The 18,026-nt window shown below is 37.9% G+C and carries 13 protein-coding genes, 1 pseudogene and 1 other annotated feature; of the genes and pseudogenes, 11 read left to right on the forward strand and 3 right to left on the reverse strand.

Annotated elements, in window-relative coordinates:
- Positions 1–107 precede the first annotated feature (107 nt).
- From ABD814_RS02350 to ABD814_RS02360, 3 genes are all read left to right on the forward strand, one after another.
- Entirely contained in the window at positions 108–2,837 is a 2,730-nt protein-coding gene (locus tag ABD814_RS02350; protein WP_344909956.1) for a beta-xylosidase family glycoside hydrolase, read from the forward strand.
- Positions 2,838–3,032: 195 nt separating this feature from the next.
- Positions 3,033–4,787 (forward strand): endo-1,4-beta-xylanase, encoded by a 1,755-nt coding sequence (locus ABD814_RS02355; RefSeq protein ID WP_344909958.1) that lies wholly within the window; start codon positions 3,033–3,035, stop codon positions 4,785–4,787.
- A gap of 99 nt (positions 4,788–4,886) precedes the next feature.
- A complete protein-coding gene (locus ABD814_RS02360) occupies positions 4,887–7,151 on the forward strand; it encodes a glycoside hydrolase family 95 protein (protein ID WP_425549042.1) in 2,265 nt (754 codons plus the stop codon).
- Positions 7,152–7,460: 309 nt separating this feature from the next.
- On the opposite strand, the gene mgrA is transcribed toward ABD814_RS02360, so the two are convergent.
- Complete coding sequence (gene mgrA / locus ABD814_RS02365) at positions 7,461–8,462, reverse strand: L-glyceraldehyde 3-phosphate reductase (RefSeq protein WP_344909962.1); 1,002 nt, start codon at positions 8,460–8,462, stop codon at positions 7,461–7,463.
- A gap of 194 nt (positions 8,463–8,656) precedes the next feature.
- Here mgrA and ABD814_RS02370 point away from each other — a divergent pair, with 194 nt between their 5' ends.
- The 6 genes and pseudogenes from ABD814_RS02370 to ABD814_RS02395 all read left to right on the forward strand — a co-directional run bounded on the left by ABD814_RS02370 (position 8,657) and on the right by ABD814_RS02395 (position 13,750).
- Positions 8,657–10,195, forward strand: coding sequence for a hypothetical protein (locus tag ABD814_RS02370; RefSeq protein WP_344909964.1), 1,539 nt, complete (start codon positions 8,657–8,659; stop codon positions 10,193–10,195).
- A 167-nt stretch (positions 10,196–10,362) separates the two neighbouring features.
- A complete protein-coding gene (locus tag ABD814_RS02375; protein ID WP_344909998.1) occupies positions 10,363–10,740 on the forward strand; it encodes a GntR family transcriptional regulator in 378 nt (125 codons plus the stop codon).
- Positions 10,635–11,216: pseudogene (locus ABD814_RS02380) on the forward strand (PhnD/SsuA/transferrin family substrate-binding protein); the annotation flags it as partial. The gene ABD814_RS02375 and the pseudogene ABD814_RS02380, both read left to right, overlap by 106 nt.
- Positions 11,217–11,322: 106 nt before the next feature.
- Positions 11,323–12,087 (forward strand): phosphonate ABC transporter ATP-binding protein, encoded by a 765-nt coding sequence (gene phnC / locus ABD814_RS02385; RefSeq protein ID WP_344909965.1) that lies wholly within the window; start codon positions 11,323–11,325, stop codon positions 12,085–12,087.
- A 46-nt stretch (positions 12,088–12,133) separates the two neighbouring features.
- Entirely contained in the window at positions 12,134–12,886 is a 753-nt protein-coding gene (gene phnE, locus ABD814_RS02390) for a phosphonate ABC transporter, permease protein PhnE (protein WP_344909967.1), read from the forward strand.
- 81 nt (positions 12,887–12,967) lie between these two features.
- Positions 12,968–13,750: an ABC transporter permease subunit gene (locus ABD814_RS02395; RefSeq protein ID WP_344909969.1), complete on the forward strand. Its 783-nt coding sequence runs from the start codon at positions 12,968–12,970 to the stop codon at positions 13,748–13,750.
- Between the two features lie 99 nt (positions 13,751–13,849).
- Here ABD814_RS02395 and ABD814_RS02400 read toward each other — a convergent pair whose 3' ends face one another.
- Together ABD814_RS02400 and ABD814_RS02405 are read right to left on the reverse strand one after the other, a co-directional pair.
- Complete coding sequence (locus ABD814_RS02400; protein WP_344909971.1) at positions 13,850–14,209, reverse strand: Lin0512 family protein; 360 nt, start codon at positions 14,207–14,209, stop codon at positions 13,850–13,852.
- Positions 14,210–14,595: 386 nt separating this feature from the next.
- Positions 14,596–15,453, reverse strand: a complete 858-nt coding sequence (locus ABD814_RS02405) for an SAM hydrolase/SAM-dependent halogenase family protein (RefSeq protein WP_344909973.1) — start codon at positions 15,451–15,453, stop codon at positions 14,596–14,598.
- Between the two features lie 60 nt (positions 15,454–15,513).
- Positions 15,514–15,797: a binding site (T-box leader), on the reverse strand.
- Between the two features lie 202 nt (positions 15,798–15,999).
- Between ABD814_RS02405 and ABD814_RS02410 the strand changes: the two genes are divergently transcribed.
- The gene (locus tag ABD814_RS02410; protein ID WP_344909975.1) at positions 16,000–16,542 is read left to right on the forward strand and encodes an NADPH-dependent FMN reductase; all 543 of its coding nucleotides are present in this window, start codon (positions 16,000–16,002) and stop codon (positions 16,540–16,542) included.
- Positions 16,543–16,704: 162 nt separating this feature from the next.
- Complete coding sequence (locus tag ABD814_RS02415; protein ID WP_344909978.1) at positions 16,705–18,015, forward strand: hemolysin family protein; 1,311 nt, start codon at positions 16,705–16,707, stop codon at positions 18,013–18,015.
- Positions 18,016–18,026: the final 11 nt, after the last annotated feature.

Raw genomic sequence — 18,026 nt, forward strand, 5'->3', positions numbered from 1 at the left:
CCTAACTGGCATTCGCTTTTGGCAATTTAATGGGCAAATCACCTATAAAAAATCAAGTTATGAATAATGCAGGGTATGAAGTTTTTTAAAAAATAGGAGTGAAGTTTGTGAAAAAGAAGTTTGTAATAGTATTACTTATCATGTTTATCTTTATACGTGGCTTTCAATATTCAAATCTAACTAGCTTTGCCCAAGCAGAGACATTTAATAATCCTGTTATTTGGGCTGACGTACCTGATCCGAGTGTTATTCGAGTCGGAGAGAATTATTATATGTCTAGTACGACAATGCATATGAGTCCAGGTCTGCCAATTATGAAGTCACAAGACTTGGTCAATTGGGAAATCGTTAATTATGTGTATGACATATTAGAAACGGGAGATAAGCAATCTCTAAGAAATGGGCAAAATGAATATGGGCAAGGATCGTGGGCAAGTAGTTTAAGGTATAACGATGGGACATACTATGTTGCCGTCGCCTCATTTAGCTCAGGAAAAACGTATTTATTCCAAACGGATGATATAGAAAAGGGCGAATGGTCTAGGTCAACGCTAGATGGTGTTTATCATGATATGTCATTACTATTTGACGACGATGGTCGCGTTTATATGGTATACGGTGGTGGAGACATTCAATTGGTTGAATTAAACGAAGAGGTTACTGCTATCAAAGAAAATGGCCTAAACAAAACCATTATCCATGATGCATGTAGTATCGCAGGTATCAATGGAGGTCTAGCAGCTGAAGGGGCACATATTCAAAAAGTGAATGGCTATTATTATATCTTTCTCATTACTTGGCCTGAAGGTGATATGCGAACACAATTAGTCTATCGATCTAATCAAATTGATGGTGATTATGAAGGCAGAGTCGCTCTAAGAGATGAAGGGATTGCCCAAGGAGGCATCGCCGATACTGTGAATGGTGACTGGTATGGATTTCTTTTTGGTGACCGAGGCTCTGTCGGTCGAATACCATACTTAGTCCCTGTTACTTGGGAAGACAATTGGCCAATTTTTGGTGTTGACGGTAAAGTACCTACAGAAATGAAGTTACCCGTCCAGTCTCATCAACCGATTCGAAGCATTGTTGCTTCCGATGAATTTTACTATCCACAAGCAAATCGTTCTTCTTTACCTGCACTCGACACTGATTTACAAGGTCAAGAAGCGAACGAAGCTAATCAAGAAATTATTGGAAATGGTCAATTTGAAGATGGTCTTAATCCATGGGTCGGTAATGGAGGAGCTCTCGTACAAGTGAGTGGACGAGAAGCAGCGGCTGGAAATCAGAGCTTATTTATATCGGGTAGAAAGGCCACTGGAGACGGTCCTAAGCAGTTCCTAACGGGCAAGATTAAAACAGGTAAAGTCTATCAAATCTCAGCAAAAGTCAAATACACAGAGGGACCTGATCGACAGACGTTTAATTTTAATATTCAAAATGGTCCAAGTTGGCAAGGGATTGAAGTCATTGCTTCAACAACCGTTAATCGAGGTGAATGGGGAACGATCGAAGGTACGTATACGCTTCCTGAAGAAGAAGCGGATTCTACTAAATTTATCTTTATTGAAACCCCTTTGGCAGAACACCCGGATCCAAAGATCGATTTAATTGATTTCTATGTTGATGATGTGTCCATTACAGATATAGCTACAGTAGAAGTAGAAACAGAAGGGGAATACGAGGGAAATGATTCCAAACTCCCACTTGTATGGCAGTGGAATCACAACCCCGATCATAATAATTGGTCATTAACGGAGCGAACAGGTTATTTAAGACTAAGAAATGGTCGGTTAAGTGCGAATCTAGTGAACGCAAGAAATACGTTAACCCAACGAACATTTGGACCGGTGAGCTCAGGTCAAATTGCGATTGATGTCAGTCAAATGAAAAACGGTGATGTAGCAGGTCTTGCAGCATTTCAAGCTAACTATGGGTATGTCGGAGTAACGATGAAAGGTAATCAAAAATCACTGATTATGGCTAAAGCTACTCAAGATAACGGCGAAGAAGTCTTAGAAAGTATTCCTTTAGGCCAAGATCGAGTTTATTTAAAGGCTGATTTAGATTTTACCAATCAGATAGATCAAGCACGCTTTTATTATAGTTTAGACGGTATAGAGTGGGTTACTATAGGACAGACACTACAAATGAGTTATACACTTCCTCACTTTATGGGTTATCGTTTTGGATTATTTAATTATGGGTCCTTATCGACGGGAGGATATGTTGACTTTGATTATTTTAGAGTGAGTGATCAAATCACAGGTACGCAGCAACCTGAAACAATATTATACGCCCGTATCGATGAAGTGGTAGAAATAACTGATCAAGGCGAAAAAGAAATTCAGGTACCAATCCGCATGGATTCATTGCCTGAGGGTGACTACTCGTCTCTCATAGCATCAGTAAAAATACCTTATGGTTTGTCGGTTATGGATGTTGATTTTAACTTAGATAATATCGATGGAGATGCAACATACACGTTTTCAAATCATCAATTAATCATTCGTTTAGAAGGCGAAAATGTTGGCTTCACTCATAGAGATACGGATCAATTTGTAACCTTGCACTTGAAAACAGATGCGAATAACCAAGTAAACCAAGTAGAAAATTTGAGAGTAGATTACATTGATGTATCAGGAGATCAAGTGACTTATAACACTCATGAAGCAGTTGTACAACTCACCTTAACGACTCAAATGCAAAGTGAATCTAAAGACTATGCGGCAGGAGAATTAAATCCGCTTTATCCAGTTGTTAGTGTTGGAGCGATAGTAGCTTTATTAGGTGTTGCGCTAATTGTAATTAAGAAAAAAAATAAAGGCGCTTAAGTTTATACTGGTAAATTGAAGCAAGTCAAAAGATAAAAAACTAGTATTTACCGGGTATCGTTTTTCGTTATTTTCATTTATACTGGAAAGAGTAAACGCTTTCTTGTGAAAGATGGGTATGATGACTTAATAAAGCAAATGCTCATGTCGATGATTAACTTGTATAGAAAGTGTCAAAACAATAGGAGGTCACTTATGTTAAAGAAAATGCCAAGACGTGTGATTTGCACGTTAATGATTTTAACGCTTTTCCTACCGAATATTTTACAAGTCGTCCCGGTGTATGCTGAAGAGCTAACAGTCGTAGCAACTTATGATTTTGAAGATGAAACGAACCAGGGATGGATGCCAAGGGTTAACAGTGAACAATTATCAGTCACTTCTGACTCAGCGAAGTCGGGTGATTTTAGTCTACTTATTGAAAACCGCGAAGGTACAGCAGCTGGACCAACTCTAGATGTGACATCAGACATATCGGAAGAGCATACTTATGAGTTAGAAGCATGGGTTAAACTAGCACCGGGTGAAGAACCTGCTGAACTATTAATTTCAGTTCAAGAAGAACCGATGTCTGGTGATACACATTATGAAAATATCTCACCGGCACTTACTGTTACAGATGAAGAATGGGTTCTTTTAGAAGCAAGTTATCAAAGAGATCCAGATATAACGAACCTACATTTTTATGTAGAAGAACCATATGATCCTGATCAAACGACAGGTGTATCTTTCTATTTAGATGATTTTATTATTCGTTCAAGTGGTGAGCGCGTTATCCTTGAAATTGAAGATATCACGCCACTTAAAGAAGCTTATGCAGATTATTTCCATATTGGTGCAGCGATTTTCCCAGGCCAACAAACTGGGCTCCACGGAGAACTGCTAGCCAAGCATTATAATATGATCACTGCTGAGAATATTATGAAGCCTGAATCGCTACAACCCGTTGAAGGACAATTTAATTTTGCCCAAGCGGATGCGATGATTGAGTTTGCTAAAGAAAATGATATGGCCGTACGTTTCCACACATTAGTTTGGCATAGTCAAACACCAAATTGGTTCTTCCGTGATGCAGAAGGAAATCCAATGGTTGTAGATGGAGAAGTAGCGGATCCAGATAATTATGAAACAAATAAACAACTTTTACTTGATCGAATGGAGACACATATTCGAACAGTAGTCGAGCGCTATGCACATGATATTGATTCATGGGATGTTGTAAACGAGGTTATTGAAGGTGGCGGCTACCGTAAGAGTGAATATTATATTATGACAGGTACTGATTTTATCCATGAGGCATTCAGAATTACGAGAGACGAATTGGATAAGCAAGGCGCTAATGGTAAACTCTATTATAATGATTATGAAAGTCAAGACCCAACGAAAAGTCGTTTAATTTATAATATGGCTGAAGAAATGATCGAGCTTGGAATTCCAATCGATGGTATTGGTCACCAAGCACATATGACGATCACTTGGCCATCAATTGATCATTTAGTTGAGTCAATTGAAAGAATGGCAAGCTTAGGTTTAGATAATCAAATAACAGAATTGGATATGAGTATTTATTCATCAGATCAGCAAGCATCTTATGGATCGTATGATAATATCCCTGAAGACGTACTTGAAACTCAAGCAGAGCGCTATCGAGAATTATTTGAAGCGTTACGCGAATTATCTGATGACATTAGTAGCGTTGTGTTCTGGGGAATCGGTGATGATCATACATGGTTACACAACTTCCCTGTTCAAGGAAGATTAAATGCACCATTTGTTTTTGATCATGAACTCCAGGCAAAAGAAGCATATTATGCCATTACTGAGTTCTATACGCCATTACCGCAAACGGCTACACCGATGTATAATTACTTATTGATCGGTGGCACGCTAGTTGTTATTGGAATCGGTTATTTTATTTTTCAAAAGAAAAGAAAAACAAAAGAATCATAAATAAAGGAATAGATATGAAGGAGCTACCATCTAGGTAGCTTTTTCATTACATTAACTTTTAAGTGAAGGAGAGTAAGATACATCGTGAACAGTCAAATCATGTGGTATCAACAACCCGCTAAAGAATGGAATGAAGCACTTCCTGTTGGGAACGGCCGTTTAGGTGGCATGATCTTTGGACAAACCATTCATGAACGCATTCAATTAAATGAAGATTCAGTTTGGTACGGTGGTCCAAGAAAACGTGAAAATCCAGATGCGAAGAAGAATTTACCGAAAATTAGACAGTTACTAAAAGAAGGACGAATTCGTGAAGCTGAACACCTCGCGAACTTAAGTTTACCAGGGTTGCCAGAATCGCAACGTCACTACCAACCACTTGGCGACTTAAATCTCTATTTTGGCCATGATAAGGTTGAGAATTACAAGCGATCATTAGATTTAAAGGAAAGTACAGCGGAGGTCAGCTATCGTTATCAAGATGTAGACTATCATCGTGAGATTTTTGCAAGTTACCCCGATCAGGTGATTGTCATCCATCTAAGTGCCTCTAAAGAAAAGTCAATTAATGTGACGGCCTGGTTAGATAGAGGTCATACACGGTACCTTGACCAGCTGGAAGCAAGAGATCAAAATGGATTGTTTATGGCGGGTGAAACAGGGGGCAAGGGAGTTTCGTTTCATGGAGAATTAAAGGCAACATCGAGTGACGGTACGATTGAAACAATTGGAAACCGGCTATTGATTAACGGTGCGACAGAGGTAACCATCTTACTTACTGCAGCGACAACCTTCCGTTATGAAAACCCTGGTGAGCAGTCACTAAATGTTTTAAATAAAGCAAGTAAAAAAGCATATGATCAACTTAAACACGCGCATATAAATGATTATCAAGTTCTGTTTAACCGAATGAGTCTTCGGTTAGGAGAAACAGATCATCAATCAGAGCTACCGACAGACCAAAGACTAGAACAGATGAAAGAAGGAAATAAAGATCAGAAATTATTAGAGATCTATTTTAACTTCGGTCGCTACCTATTAATCGCATCAAGTCGACCCGGTTCATTACCTGCAAACCTACAAGGTATATGGAATGAGCACATGACGCCTCCTTGGGATAGTAAGTTTACGATTAACATCAACGCTGAGATGAATTATTGGCCAGCTGAAATCTGTAACTTAAGTGAATGTCACTTGCCATTATTTGACCATATCGAACGCATGCGTGAGCCTGGCCGGGTGACAGCTGAAGTCATGTATGGCGCTCGCGGATTTGTTGCTCACCATAATACAGATATTTGGGGAGATACTGCCCCACAAGACATGCACTTACCTGGATCATATTGGCCAATGGGAGCAGCTTGGTTAGTTTTACACCTATGGGAACATTATCAGTACAATCAGGATATCGACTTTTTAAAACACGTTTATCCGACAATTAAGGAAGCTGCGCTATTCTTCATCGACTTTTTAATTGAAAATGATGAAGGCTATTTGATAACGTCTCCTTCTGTATCACCTGAAAACACGTATATCTTACCTAATGGAGAAAGTGGAACATTATGTGAAGCACCATCAATGGACAGTCAAATCATACATGCGTTATTTACAAGTTGTATAATAGCAAGTGAATTACTTGATGAAGATAAAGAATTTGCAAATGAGTTAGCTGGTATAAAAGCTAAATTACCACCGATTCAAATTGGAAAGCACGGACAAATCCAAGAATGGCTAGACGATCATGATGAAGCAGAACCAGGGCATCGCCACATCTCACATTTATTTGCTCTTCATCCTGGTGATCAAATTAACTTTAACGACACACCAGAATTAATTGAAGCAGCAAAAGTGACATTAGAACGCAGATTGTCTGAAGGTGGAGGTCACACCGGTTGGAGCCGTGCCTGGATTATAAATATGTGGGCAAGACTCAGAGAAGGTGAACGTGCTTATCAAAATGTACTTGAATTATTAAAATCATCAACATTGCCAAATTTATTTGATAATCACCCGCCATTCCAAATAGACGGAAATTTTGGGGGCATTGCAGGGATTGCAGAAATGATAGTACAAAGCCATCAAGATGCAATTGATATCCTCCCTTCATTGCCAAACGATTGGTCAAGTGGTTATGTAAGAGGAATAAAAGCACGTGGTGGTTATGAATTAGAAATGGAATGGGAAGCGATGGAGCTAAAATGGATAAAAATCAAAGCAACGAAAGATGGGAAAGTTCGTTTGAATTTATCTAAAGGCGAAACCCTTCAATTCCAAGATCACTCACAAAAGCTTGATAAAGATGAAAATGGAGATTTCGTTTTTAACGTTCAGGCTGACAAAACGTATCATTTAATAAGTCAATAAAAACTTAAAAACAGTTCTATGTGCGGATTTGATGCAAATAGAACTGTTTTTGTTAGGTTACTAAAACTCTTTGAGTCCTTAGAGGTGTTTACGTAACATTTCGGAAGCTATTTAGTGTTAAAAAGTAACGCAAGCGGCCTTTACGTCACAATTCAGAAGCTTTTTGGTGTTGAAAAGTAACGCAACACGTGTTTACGTACCATTTCAGTTGATTTTTAACATCGATTTGGATTGAATAAAAAAAGGAATCCAGTGATAACTGAATTCCTTAACATGATTAACAGCGTTTTAACCAACACACTTATTTAATTATTTTTCGTCAGCAACAATTTTATCAATTTGGTCAAGCTCGTCTTGCGTGAACTCTAAGTTCTCTAAAGCGGCGACATTTTCTTCAATTTGGCTGACTCGACTTGCTCCGATTAATGCTGAGGCAACGGTTTTTTGACGTAATACCCAAGCTAGAGCCATTTGTGCCAACGATTGACCTCGTTCTTTAGCCATCTCATTCAAATCAATCACTTTCGCTAACTTTTCTTCAGAAATATCTTCGCGATTTAAAAAGGGAATATGTGCTTTAGCAGCACGTGAGTCTTCTGGGATTCCTTTTAAGTACTTGCTTGTCAACAACCCTTGTGCTAAAGGAACGTAAGCAATTGCACTAGCGCCTACATCATCGAGGACATCCGTTAAACCATCCTCAATCCACCTTTCAAAAATTGAGTAAGAAGGTTGATGAATGATAAACGGTGTTTTTTGTTCACTTAGGATCTCAGCAGCTGCCTTCGTTTGCTCAGCACTATAATTAGAAAGACCGACATAAAGAGCTTTACCTTGACGTACAATTAAGTCAAGTGCAGCCATTGTTTCTTCTAAAGGCGTATCTGGATCAGGTCTATGATGATAGAAAATATCAACATAATCTAAATCCATGCGTTTTAAACTTTGATCCAAACTGGAAACCAAATATTTTTTAGAGCCAAAATCTCCATACGGACCTGGCCACATGTAATAGCCAGCCTTACTAGAGATAATTAATTGATCACGGTACCCAGCTAAGTCTTTTTTAAGGATTCTGCCAAAATTCTCTTCCGCGGCACCAGCAGGTGGGCCATAATTATTTGCTAAATCAAAATGTGTAATGCCTAAATCGAAAGCGCGTGTAATTAAATCTCGTTGATTTGTTAAAGCGTCGGACTCACCAAAATTATGCCAAAGCCCAAGAGAAATGGCAGGCAGCTTAAGACCTGAACGTCCAACACGGTTGTAGAGCATTGTCTCATATCTGTTACTTGCAGGCTGATAGCTCAAAGAAAATTCCTCCTTTAATATCTTTATATAGTTAATAATAAGCACAAAAAAAGATATGTGCAAATAGGAATGATGGCATTTATAGAGAAATAAAATTATATTAGAAAATTCAAACCTTTTAGTTTACAAAGTAGACCGATTCAAGTAATCTAACAATGAAAACGTTCACACTATAATAACTTTGGAGGTATGTTATGGAACTTATGATTGAACAGTTCTCAAGTATGAATTTGCTGAATCAATTTTGGTTTTCTTTATTTTTGATTATACCAATTGTACTCATAGCAAGAACTGTCGTAGCAGGTACCCGTTATTCGCCAATCTTGATTATTGTTATTTTTGGTTTATCAATGGGCTACATATTAGTCGAAACAGGAGTTGCGGAACCAGGAATTCCTTCTTTCCCAATGGTTAATATGATCGCATCCTCAACCATTATCGCTCTGGTTGTGACCTTTTTCGTCGGTGGGCAAGCCTTACGGAAAATGTTTGCGAAGGATAAATCAGATGTTGATGAATTGGTGATCCCGTCAGATGAAGAATCTGTACTTGGTACGACAAGAACACAAATAGTCATGATTATCCGTGCCTTCTTTTTACTAATTGGTATTGAAGGTGCAACACGATTGTTAATCGGTCAAAGCAATAGCGCACTCAATGAAGTCTATCCATTAATTGCGTACATTGGAATCGTTGGAGCGATTATCTTTATTGACAATCGAGCGACGATTAAGAATAAACCGCTGTATATCCGAAAAGGTATTATAGAGATTATTGCAATTATTGTTGTTTTATATTTATCTAGCTTGATTGCCGGATGGATAAGCCCAATCATTTCATTACCACAAATTTTTTACACAATGGTTCTATCCTCACTAACAGGAGCCCTACTTTATCGCTGGTCACTAGGCCCAACGATAAAAGCACTATTATTTGCGGGTATCCCTGTTGTATTAGCCGGTAATTTTATGGTCGGTGGCTCGCGAATGGGTGATGCCTTCTTAGTAGAAGGAATGACATCGGTCTTAGCATACGGATTTTTTGGTCAATTGTTCTTTATGTTTGGTGGAATTGCATTAATCATGTTTTTAGGAAAAACAAATCATATTCGAAATCTAGCTCCTGGGGCTGCAGGCGCGCTTTCTCACTCGGGCTTAACTGGGGCGGCTACAGCGGGAGATTTAGGATTAGATGCTCAAAGACGTACGCCTATTATGGTTAACATGCCGTTTTTCGGACACATCTTTGTCTTCTCGATTTTAGCCATTAGTTCGGAAAGAGAAAGCTTATGGATGTGGCCATCGATTTTAGTTGTCGTGATCGGTTTAGCCCTTACTTTTATGGCTATGCGTACGTTAAGTAAAGCGAATGGAAATGATGCACAAGAAGTTAAATCACTCATGCAATTTTCATTCGGCTGGCAAGTTGTCGCGGTCTTTGGTGGCCTACTATTATTAACGCTGGGTTCATTACCACTTGACTACGCAGGGATGGGAACAACTTCATCCTTATCACACTTTGGACTTTTTGCAGCAACACAAGGCGGGCTTTTTGGTTCAGAAGCGGCTCACTTGATCCCGTTTATCTTCTCTATGCCATTCTTAGTTCACCCAGTCGTCTTCTTTATGTTTGGTAAAGCGATGAAGGATGAAGGAAGAATGCCAGAGAAAGCTGTTTATGCACTAGCAACAATCGGTGCGATTGGTGTGTTAGTGTCAGCATTTGTTCTTTAATTAATAGAGAGGTTTTGGCTAAAGTCAGAACCTCTTATTTTTTTGCTTACATTACAGTTTGAAATAATAATAGCTAAGGTTAAAATGAAGGAAAGTTTTTCAAACTATATTATGCCTTTGAAAAGCATTCATCATAAGGGGGACTTAACTTGACTCTAATAACTGATATGCAAATAATAGATGATATTATGGAACAAATTTTATCAAAAACATTACGACCAGGTGAAAAGTTACCCTCTGAAAATGAATTAGCTGATCACTATCGCGTACCGAGGATGACGGTAAGAAGTGCTTTGGTTAAACTCGAAGAAAGAGGTCTTGTCTATACGATACAAGGTAAAGGCCGTTATTTAAGAGAAAAATCAAAACAAATTCAATTACATCTCACGGGTCATTCAAGTTTTACAGATAAAATGAATCAATTAGGCTATCATTTGTTGGTAAACCTTTTTCATTCGTATCTAACAGTTCAACCTCAGGTTTTGTTGTTCCATCATCAGCTATCGTTGATTACTTTAGTGATCATGATGAGTATGGTGATTTAACGGCAGAAGATTTAATGGAAGGCGGACCGTTCTTTTCGCAAGTCTTATTCGGTGGTTCACACCAAGGCTCCGCAGTGTACTTATTAAACAATTCAGTTGAAGTTGCTGCATTTTGCGACACGTGAGTTGGTAACTATGTAGAAGTTGCTGACGGTGAGCCTAATATGCCTGGCACAACTTACCGTGTACTAGACGATGCCGTTGAACCGTTTAACACAGTTACAGGTAAAGAGTTCGTATTAATTAGTGTAACGCCTGTATTAAATGCTCCTTTTGCAGCTAACTTAGACGTTTTAAGTGAAGAAGATTTTAAAATTATCCAAGAACTTTTTGCCTCAGACGAAGTTGCAAATAACGAGAAGATTTTTGTCCCTTCAGATTCTGAAAACTCTGGATTATTCTCTAAATCTGGTAATGAAAGATTTTTAATTGTTGAAGATGAATGGTTTAACCCTATCCGAGAATTACAAAATTAATTCATAAAAATTAAAGATAGAGTATGCAGAGTGGCATACTCTATCTAATTAACTGAATTTTTAGTAAATGCACTTTTTATTAAATGACTGACAAAGGAGCAACAAAATGACGTTATTACAAATTAATCATCTGGAAAAATCTTATGGATCAGATACAAAGGTCTTAAAAGATGTTAACTTCTCTGTAGATGCTGGTGAATTTGTTTCTATTATTGGTTCCTCAGGAGCTGGTAAATCGACTTTATTACGTTGTATTAATCGTATTGTTGAAAGTGATAATGGAGAAATTCTATTTAACGGAACAAACGTCCTTCATTTAAAGAAGAAGGAGCTAAGAAAACTACGTACAGATATTGGTATGATTTTTCAACACTATAATCTTGTTCCAAGACTAACGGTTATTGAAAATGTTCTACATGGCCGATTCGGCTATAAAGGAACGATAGAGGGTGTTTTAGGTCGCTTTACAGAAGAGGAAAAGGAAAAGGCTTTTTATTTATTAGCAAAACTCGGTATCGAGGAGCACGCGTACAAACGCTGTGATCAATTGAGTGGTGGACAACAACAACGTGTTGGTATTTGTCGTGCATTGATTCAAGATCCAAAGCTTATCTTGTGTGATGAGCCGATTGCTTCTCTTGATCCAAGTTCATCAAAAGTAATAATGGATCACTTAAAGTCAATTACAAGGGATTTAGGCATTACATGTATCGTTAATTTACATCAAGTAGAAGTAGCATTAGAGTATTCTGACCGGATTATTGGGCTTAAACAAGGACAAATTATTTTTGATGGAAGAAGCGTTTTACTACGTCAAGAAGATATTAACCACATTTACGGTAAAGACCAAAGAGAATTAATCACGGTATAAGGGGTTCAAACAGATGAATGAAAAATATATTAGAAAAAATAAGTAGATGACATTGGTGATTTTCGTCATAGTTATAGTGATTACATTTTTGTCAGCGATGATTACGGAATTCAGTTTTATTAATAGCGTCAGAACCATCCCCGAGGCGCTAAAATGGATGTTATCAAACCTGATGATTTCTAGTGATACGTGGAGCAGATTCCCTACTATATTGAGAAGGCTTAGTGAAACTGTATTTATGTCTATTGCAGCCACAACAATTGCTGCTGTATTTTCACTATTTTTAGGAATCGCTGGTTCGGAAACAACAAAAGTAAATCATGTTCTAAGTCGTTTTGCTAGATTCATCGCATCATTCTCGCGAAATATTCCAGTCGTTGCGTGGTCGCTCATCTTACTCATTTCTTTTGGTCAAAATTCTTTAACTGGATTCTTAGCTCTATTCGTCGGGACGCTTGGTTTTCTCACCAGAGCTTTTATCGAAACAATTGACGAAGCAAATCACAGTGCGATTGAAGCTTTACAAGCAACAGGTTCTACCTACTGGCAAATTGTTACTAAAGCCGTGATTCCTCAAAGTCTACCACAGATGTTAAGCTGGATTTTATTTATGGTCGATACCAATATTAGAAGTGCAACACTGGTTGGTATTCTAACAGGTACAGGCATTGGCAATACATTTGACATGTATTATAAAACAATGAATTACAATGCGGTAGCACTTGTGACATTAACGATTGTTATTGTGGTCATTTTAATAGAGATGATTTCAAATAGGATACGGAGGATTATTTTATGATGGACTTAGTCGGAAATAGACTTGAACTAAAGCCAATCTATATGAGAAAGACAAAAAATAAATATTAAATCAGGTAACAAGATGAATCTTGTTATAAAGCTAACGATTTTTGTATTAACAGTTTTAACAGTTGCTGCTTTCTTTGTCTTTGACTATACCGGTTTAAATCTACAAAGAGCTATCCCACAAACTTGGCATAACCTGAGGCTTTTGTTTTTAGAGCCTTCACTAAATCACTTTGATTGGCAGGTAGCTATTTATCAAGTTGCAGTTACCCTTGCTCTAGGTGCATTAGCGACAGTCATTGGAGGAGTCATTGCCTTTTTCCTTGCGCTATTGGCAGCGGAAAATTTATCAACACCAAGAATTTCTAAAACGATCCGTGTACTGATGGCATTTGTTCGAGCAGTACCCACTGTATTATGGGTGTTGATTTTTGCAATAGCCGCAGGACTAGGAAGTGAAGCGGCAGTGCTAGGTATGCTCTTTCACTCAGTTGCTTATTTGGTCAAAGCCTTCTCTGAGTCAATTGAAGAGTTAGATGTAGGAATTCTGGAAGCCATGCGCGCAACAGGGTCAAATTGGTGGCACATTGTCGTCCATGGTGTTATACCATCGACATTTACTTATATGCTATTATGGACTTTTCTGCGATTTGAAGTAAATTTTGGCGTTGCAGTAGCAATGGGAGCTGCGGCCGGTGCTGGCGGTATTGGGTTTGAACTCTTTATGGCCTCAGGCTTTTACTTTGATTTAAGAGAGGTCGGGTTTATTACTTATTCAATTTTGGCCGTGGCTATTTTGCTAGAAATGATCTCAACACAATTAAAACAGCGCAATTTTCCTTCAAAAGTAACACGATAAATGCTAACGAGAATAACTCCCTATATTTTGATAGAATAACAACTCCCAACTGGTGTTTTAAACTGGTTACCACCAATTAGGGAGTTGTTATCATGTAAACTAATATCCAACTTGTACTGCTGCAATAACAATATACATTAAATCATTTTTATCATCTTGATCCGGCAAAATAATACCACTAGATGTGGCAAGTCCACCATCAACAACTTCTACTGTCACTTCACCATAGGGAATCTCACTTTTTACGACGTCTAGATCTAATAATGATTCATCATTTGGAATGGCCAAAACGATATTGACCTTCATATTATGCAATGATTGGTCGGGCAAATAATCTTTTATTCCCGGCATGGAGTTTGCATGAATGGCATTTTGAACCGCTCGACGAGCAGCTTTGGTAATATCCTGACCATGCGTATCCACTCCAACACCTGTTTGTATAAAGATAACTTTTTCCATTGACTCATCCTCCAATCTAATAATTTTGTCGATATTTCCCGGGAAATAGTTTTGTATTCTATTTCCAGACTACTATTGGTATACCCATTCCCGATAGATTAAAACGAAAGATAACTATTCGAGTGAGTTTATTAAAACCGCTCTTTTTTGGCGTTTGAATAGTTTTTAAAAATAAAGAATGAGTTAAAAGCATCAACATAGGACATTTTAAACCTTTTTTACTCCGAAAGTGTCCAATATGGCACCTACATAGGACACATTACACCTTTTACAGTCTGAAAGTGTCCAATATGGCACCTACATAGGACATTTCGAGGTCTCATTTACAAAAAAATGTCCAATGTTGAGCTGCCGTCTCTAAAAAATTGTGTGCGCTCTTTAGATGACTATCGATAAATGCTTTTTTCCACCTTGCGGAGTTGAATTTTCGACTGAAAACCTGTTTTGATATGGTAAGCATCCGCAAAAGAGCCTTGATTCAATGCGACGCCAATTTTCTCAAGTGAATTAATATAGAGTAAGGGTTCGCCGACTCTTGTGTCAGCGAATGATTTTCCAAAAGAGATCAGATTTTTATATATTTGACGGCTATGGTTATAAATCGTAACTTCTAGTGTGTCACCGTATCCAATACCTTCTTGTTCGAAAAATTGCTTGTTAATGTTAGTCCATACGTTTCCAAAGCGAACATCTAAGATATCTATATAACCCGTGATGATATGATCCTTAATTTCCACCTCTGGAATAGTTAATTCAATAATTTCATCAAGATCTACTCGAGGACCGACTTCTTCAAACGTTATTGTTCCAGAAGCAAGCCTTGCTCCAGTAAAAGCATATACATCGCGACCATGAAAAGTATACGATTCATACGAGCGTGGTAATCGATTCACCTTTTCATCAATTTCCCTCACTTCGCTTAAACCAACAGATTGAGACAAGTGTGTTAAGGTTCCATTATCAGGTGTCACAATATATTGATTAGCGTGTGTTTTAGCAACAACACTTAAGCGATCAGACCCAACGCCAGGATCCACAATCGATACAAAAACAGTTCCTTCTGGCCAGTAAGACGTACTTTGATATAAACGATAAGAAGCTTCAAAAATATTATAAGCAGGAATTTCATGTGTCACATCATATAATTGTAAATCGAGGCTAACTGACTTTGCTACACCATACATTGCGCTCACAGCTCCATCAGCCAAACCAAAATCCGATTGAAAAACCAACAAATTATTCATTATAAAAAACTCCTTTCAATTTTTAAAAATTAAAAAACGCCCTATTGTTCGGTTAAGAACAATAAGGGCGTTGGGTTCACGATCAACACGGTACCACCTTAGTTTACGATTTGCTTACACAAATCATCTCAATAAGTACTCCGCCTAATAAACAAGGCTTTTATACTTTGGTTTTGATAACGAGTACCACCACTCGGGCGTTACTTACTTGTATAAATCATTATACGTTCAGTTCCCAGCTCATAGGCCATTTTCAGTATCCGCATTTTTGCTTCTTTTCAGCTACCGAAGCTCTCTTTTTAAAAAATACATTAACACTTACTTTCCCTAATCACAGCTTTTATAATTTGTTAACTTATAAAGTTGTTTTATATTATAGGTGAAATAGAATAAGAAAGCAAGTATTTCTACCAAGAAGTCTGAATCATTAATCATTTTGATGATTATTGGTTTTAAATAAAATGAACTGGGAAGAGTACAAGTATGTGCCTGAATAAAAAGCTTCATGCACGCTTAAACTATTAAAATGAAAGAGGGTAATCGCTGGTGACTAAAGTAGGTATTGTTGTTGGAAGTTTAAGAAAAGACTCTTATTCAAGAAAAATTGCTGAGAATGTTGCAAAGTTATTTCCAGAAGGTTATGAAACAGAGTTTATTGAAATTGGGAATTTGCCACTTTATAACGAAGAGTACGATGGAAACTCGCCAGAGGAATATCAGTCATTTAGGGAAGCTGTAAGCGCTGTAAACGCAGTTCTTTTTGTCACACCTGAGTATAACCGTTCGGTACCTGGTGTGCTTAAAAATGCCATTGACGTCGGTTCGAGACCATACGGTGAGAGTGTTTGGGATGCAAAACCAGCAGCTGTCGTGAGCCAATCGATTAGTAATTTAAGTGGTTTCGGTGCCAACCATCATTTACGTCAGTCACTCGTGTTTTTAAATATGCCAGTTCTGCAACAGCCGGAGGTATATTTAGCGAATTCGCAAGATCTAATTGACGAGAGTGGCAATATTAGCAATGAACAAACGACACAGTTCCTTCAGTCATTTGTCGATGCGTTTGTTGATTTCATGAACCGATTTTAAAACTAGAAAGACCTTTACCTCCTTGATTTAAAGAATGATTAAATCTAGGGGGTATTTCTTTGCTCAATATTTTCATAAATATGTGTTTGTTGATATAATTACTATATGAGTGGGCAAAATAAGGCCTGCTCAATTTTTTATAAAAAAAACGGGGGATTAATCTTGATAACAGCGATCATTACGCTAATTATATTGATTTTGATTAACGCATTCTTTGCAGCGTCTGAACTTGCATTTGTAAACGTGAATGCGAATAAAGTAAAACGAAGGGCCGAGGCAGGTGACAAGAAAGCTCAGAAGCTTCATCAACTGACTTCAAATCCAAGCCTTTTTCTAAGTACGATTCAAATTGGGATTACGTTAGCGGGATTTTTATCAAGTGCATTTGCAGCCGACTTCTTTGCAAATCCATTAGCACAATTACTTGTTAATTTAGGTGTTCCAATGTCTTTAAGTGTCCTGCATACGCTATCTGTTGTGGTGATTACAATTATTTTATCTTATTTCACCCTAGTTTTTGGAGAGCTCGTGCCAAAGCAATTAGCTTTACAAAAAGCGGAGCAAATCTCAAATGTGGCCGTAGGACCTATCGCACTATTAGCAAAACTTTGTTTGCCAATTGTAAAATTTCTATCCTTTTCGATAAACGCGATTTTACGCTTGTTCGGAATTGATCCAAACGACAAAAGCGCCGAAGCAACGGAAGAGGATATTCGCTTAATGATAGATATGGGTGAAGACATGGGTACGATCAACCAATCTGAGCGAACAATGATTGAAAATGTGTTTGAATTTAACGATAAATTTGTCAGTGACATCACAACACATAGAACAGAGATGTCTGCACTATCGATCGACCTAAGCTATGATGAAACGCTAGATTTGATCGATCAATATCGATACACGCGCTTTCCGGTTTACGAAGGATCAATGGACAACATCATTGGTATCTTGCATGTGAAAGACTTATTTCAATATATCAGAAAAGGCACAAATGAATCCTTTGATTTAAGAGAAGTGATTAGAGAACCTTATTTTACCTTACAAGTGCAAACCATTGATGTGTTATTTACCAATATGCGAAAAAACAATATTCATATTGCGATCGTGCTTGATGAGTTTGGTGGCACGGAAGGCTTGGTAACGATTGAAGATGTGATCGAAGAAATTGTAGGAGAAATCTCAAGTGAAAGCATCGAACCAGGCTTCCTAGATGAAGAAATTACAAAAGTATCAGAAAACGAATATCGGATGAAAGGGACGTTCCGACTTTGGGAGCTTGAAGATATCCTAAAAGTGGGCTTGCCAATTGACGATTACGATACGGTAAGTGGCTTTCTCATTGACAACTTAGGTTATGTCCTTTCAGAAGGAGAGCATCCAACCTTCACATTTGAGAACTTGTTTTTCAAAGTAAATCACGTAGACGACAATCGAATCGAAACCGTGACGGTGAAAGTTTTAGACCGTTAATGAAAAATTGA

This window comes from Amphibacillus indicireducens (assembly GCF_039539605.1).
Classification (GTDB): Bacteria; Bacillota; Bacilli; order Bacillales; family Amphibacillaceae; genus Amphibacillus; species Amphibacillus indicireducens.

What these genes read in the sequence shown, in the direction of transcription:
- ABD814_RS02355 (WP_344909958.1), top strand. Translation starts at nt 3,033, where the DNA reads ATGTTAAAGAAAATGCCAAGACGTGTGATTTGCACGTTAATGATTTTA.
- ABD814_RS02360 (WP_425549042.1), top strand. Translation starts at nt 4,887, where the DNA reads ATGTGGTATCAACAACCCGCTAAAGAATGGAATGAAGCACTTCCTGTT.
- ABD814_RS02370 (WP_344909964.1), top strand. Translation starts at nt 8,657, where the DNA reads ATGGAACTTATGATTGAACAGTTCTCAAGTATGAATTTGCTGAATCAA.
- ABD814_RS02375 (WP_344909998.1), top strand. Translation starts at nt 10,363, where the DNA reads ATGCAAATAATAGATGATATTATGGAACAAATTTTATCAAAAACATTA.
- phnC (WP_344909965.1), top strand. Translation starts at nt 11,323, where the DNA reads ATGACGTTATTACAAATTAATCATCTGGAAAAATCTTATGGATCAGAT.
- phnE (WP_344909967.1), top strand. Translation starts at nt 12,134, where the DNA reads ATGACATTGGTGATTTTCGTCATAGTTATAGTGATTACATTTTTGTCA.
- ABD814_RS02395 (WP_344909969.1), top strand. Translation starts at nt 12,968, where the DNA reads ATGAATCTTGTTATAAAGCTAACGATTTTTGTATTAACAGTTTTAACA.
- ABD814_RS02400 (WP_344909971.1), bottom strand. Translation starts at nt 14,209, where the DNA reads ATGGAAAAAGTTATCTTTATACAAACAGGTGTTGGAGTGGATACGCAT.
- ABD814_RS02405 (WP_344909973.1), bottom strand. Translation starts at nt 15,453, where the DNA reads ATGAATAATTTGTTGGTTTTTCAATCGGATTTTGGTTTGGCTGATGGA.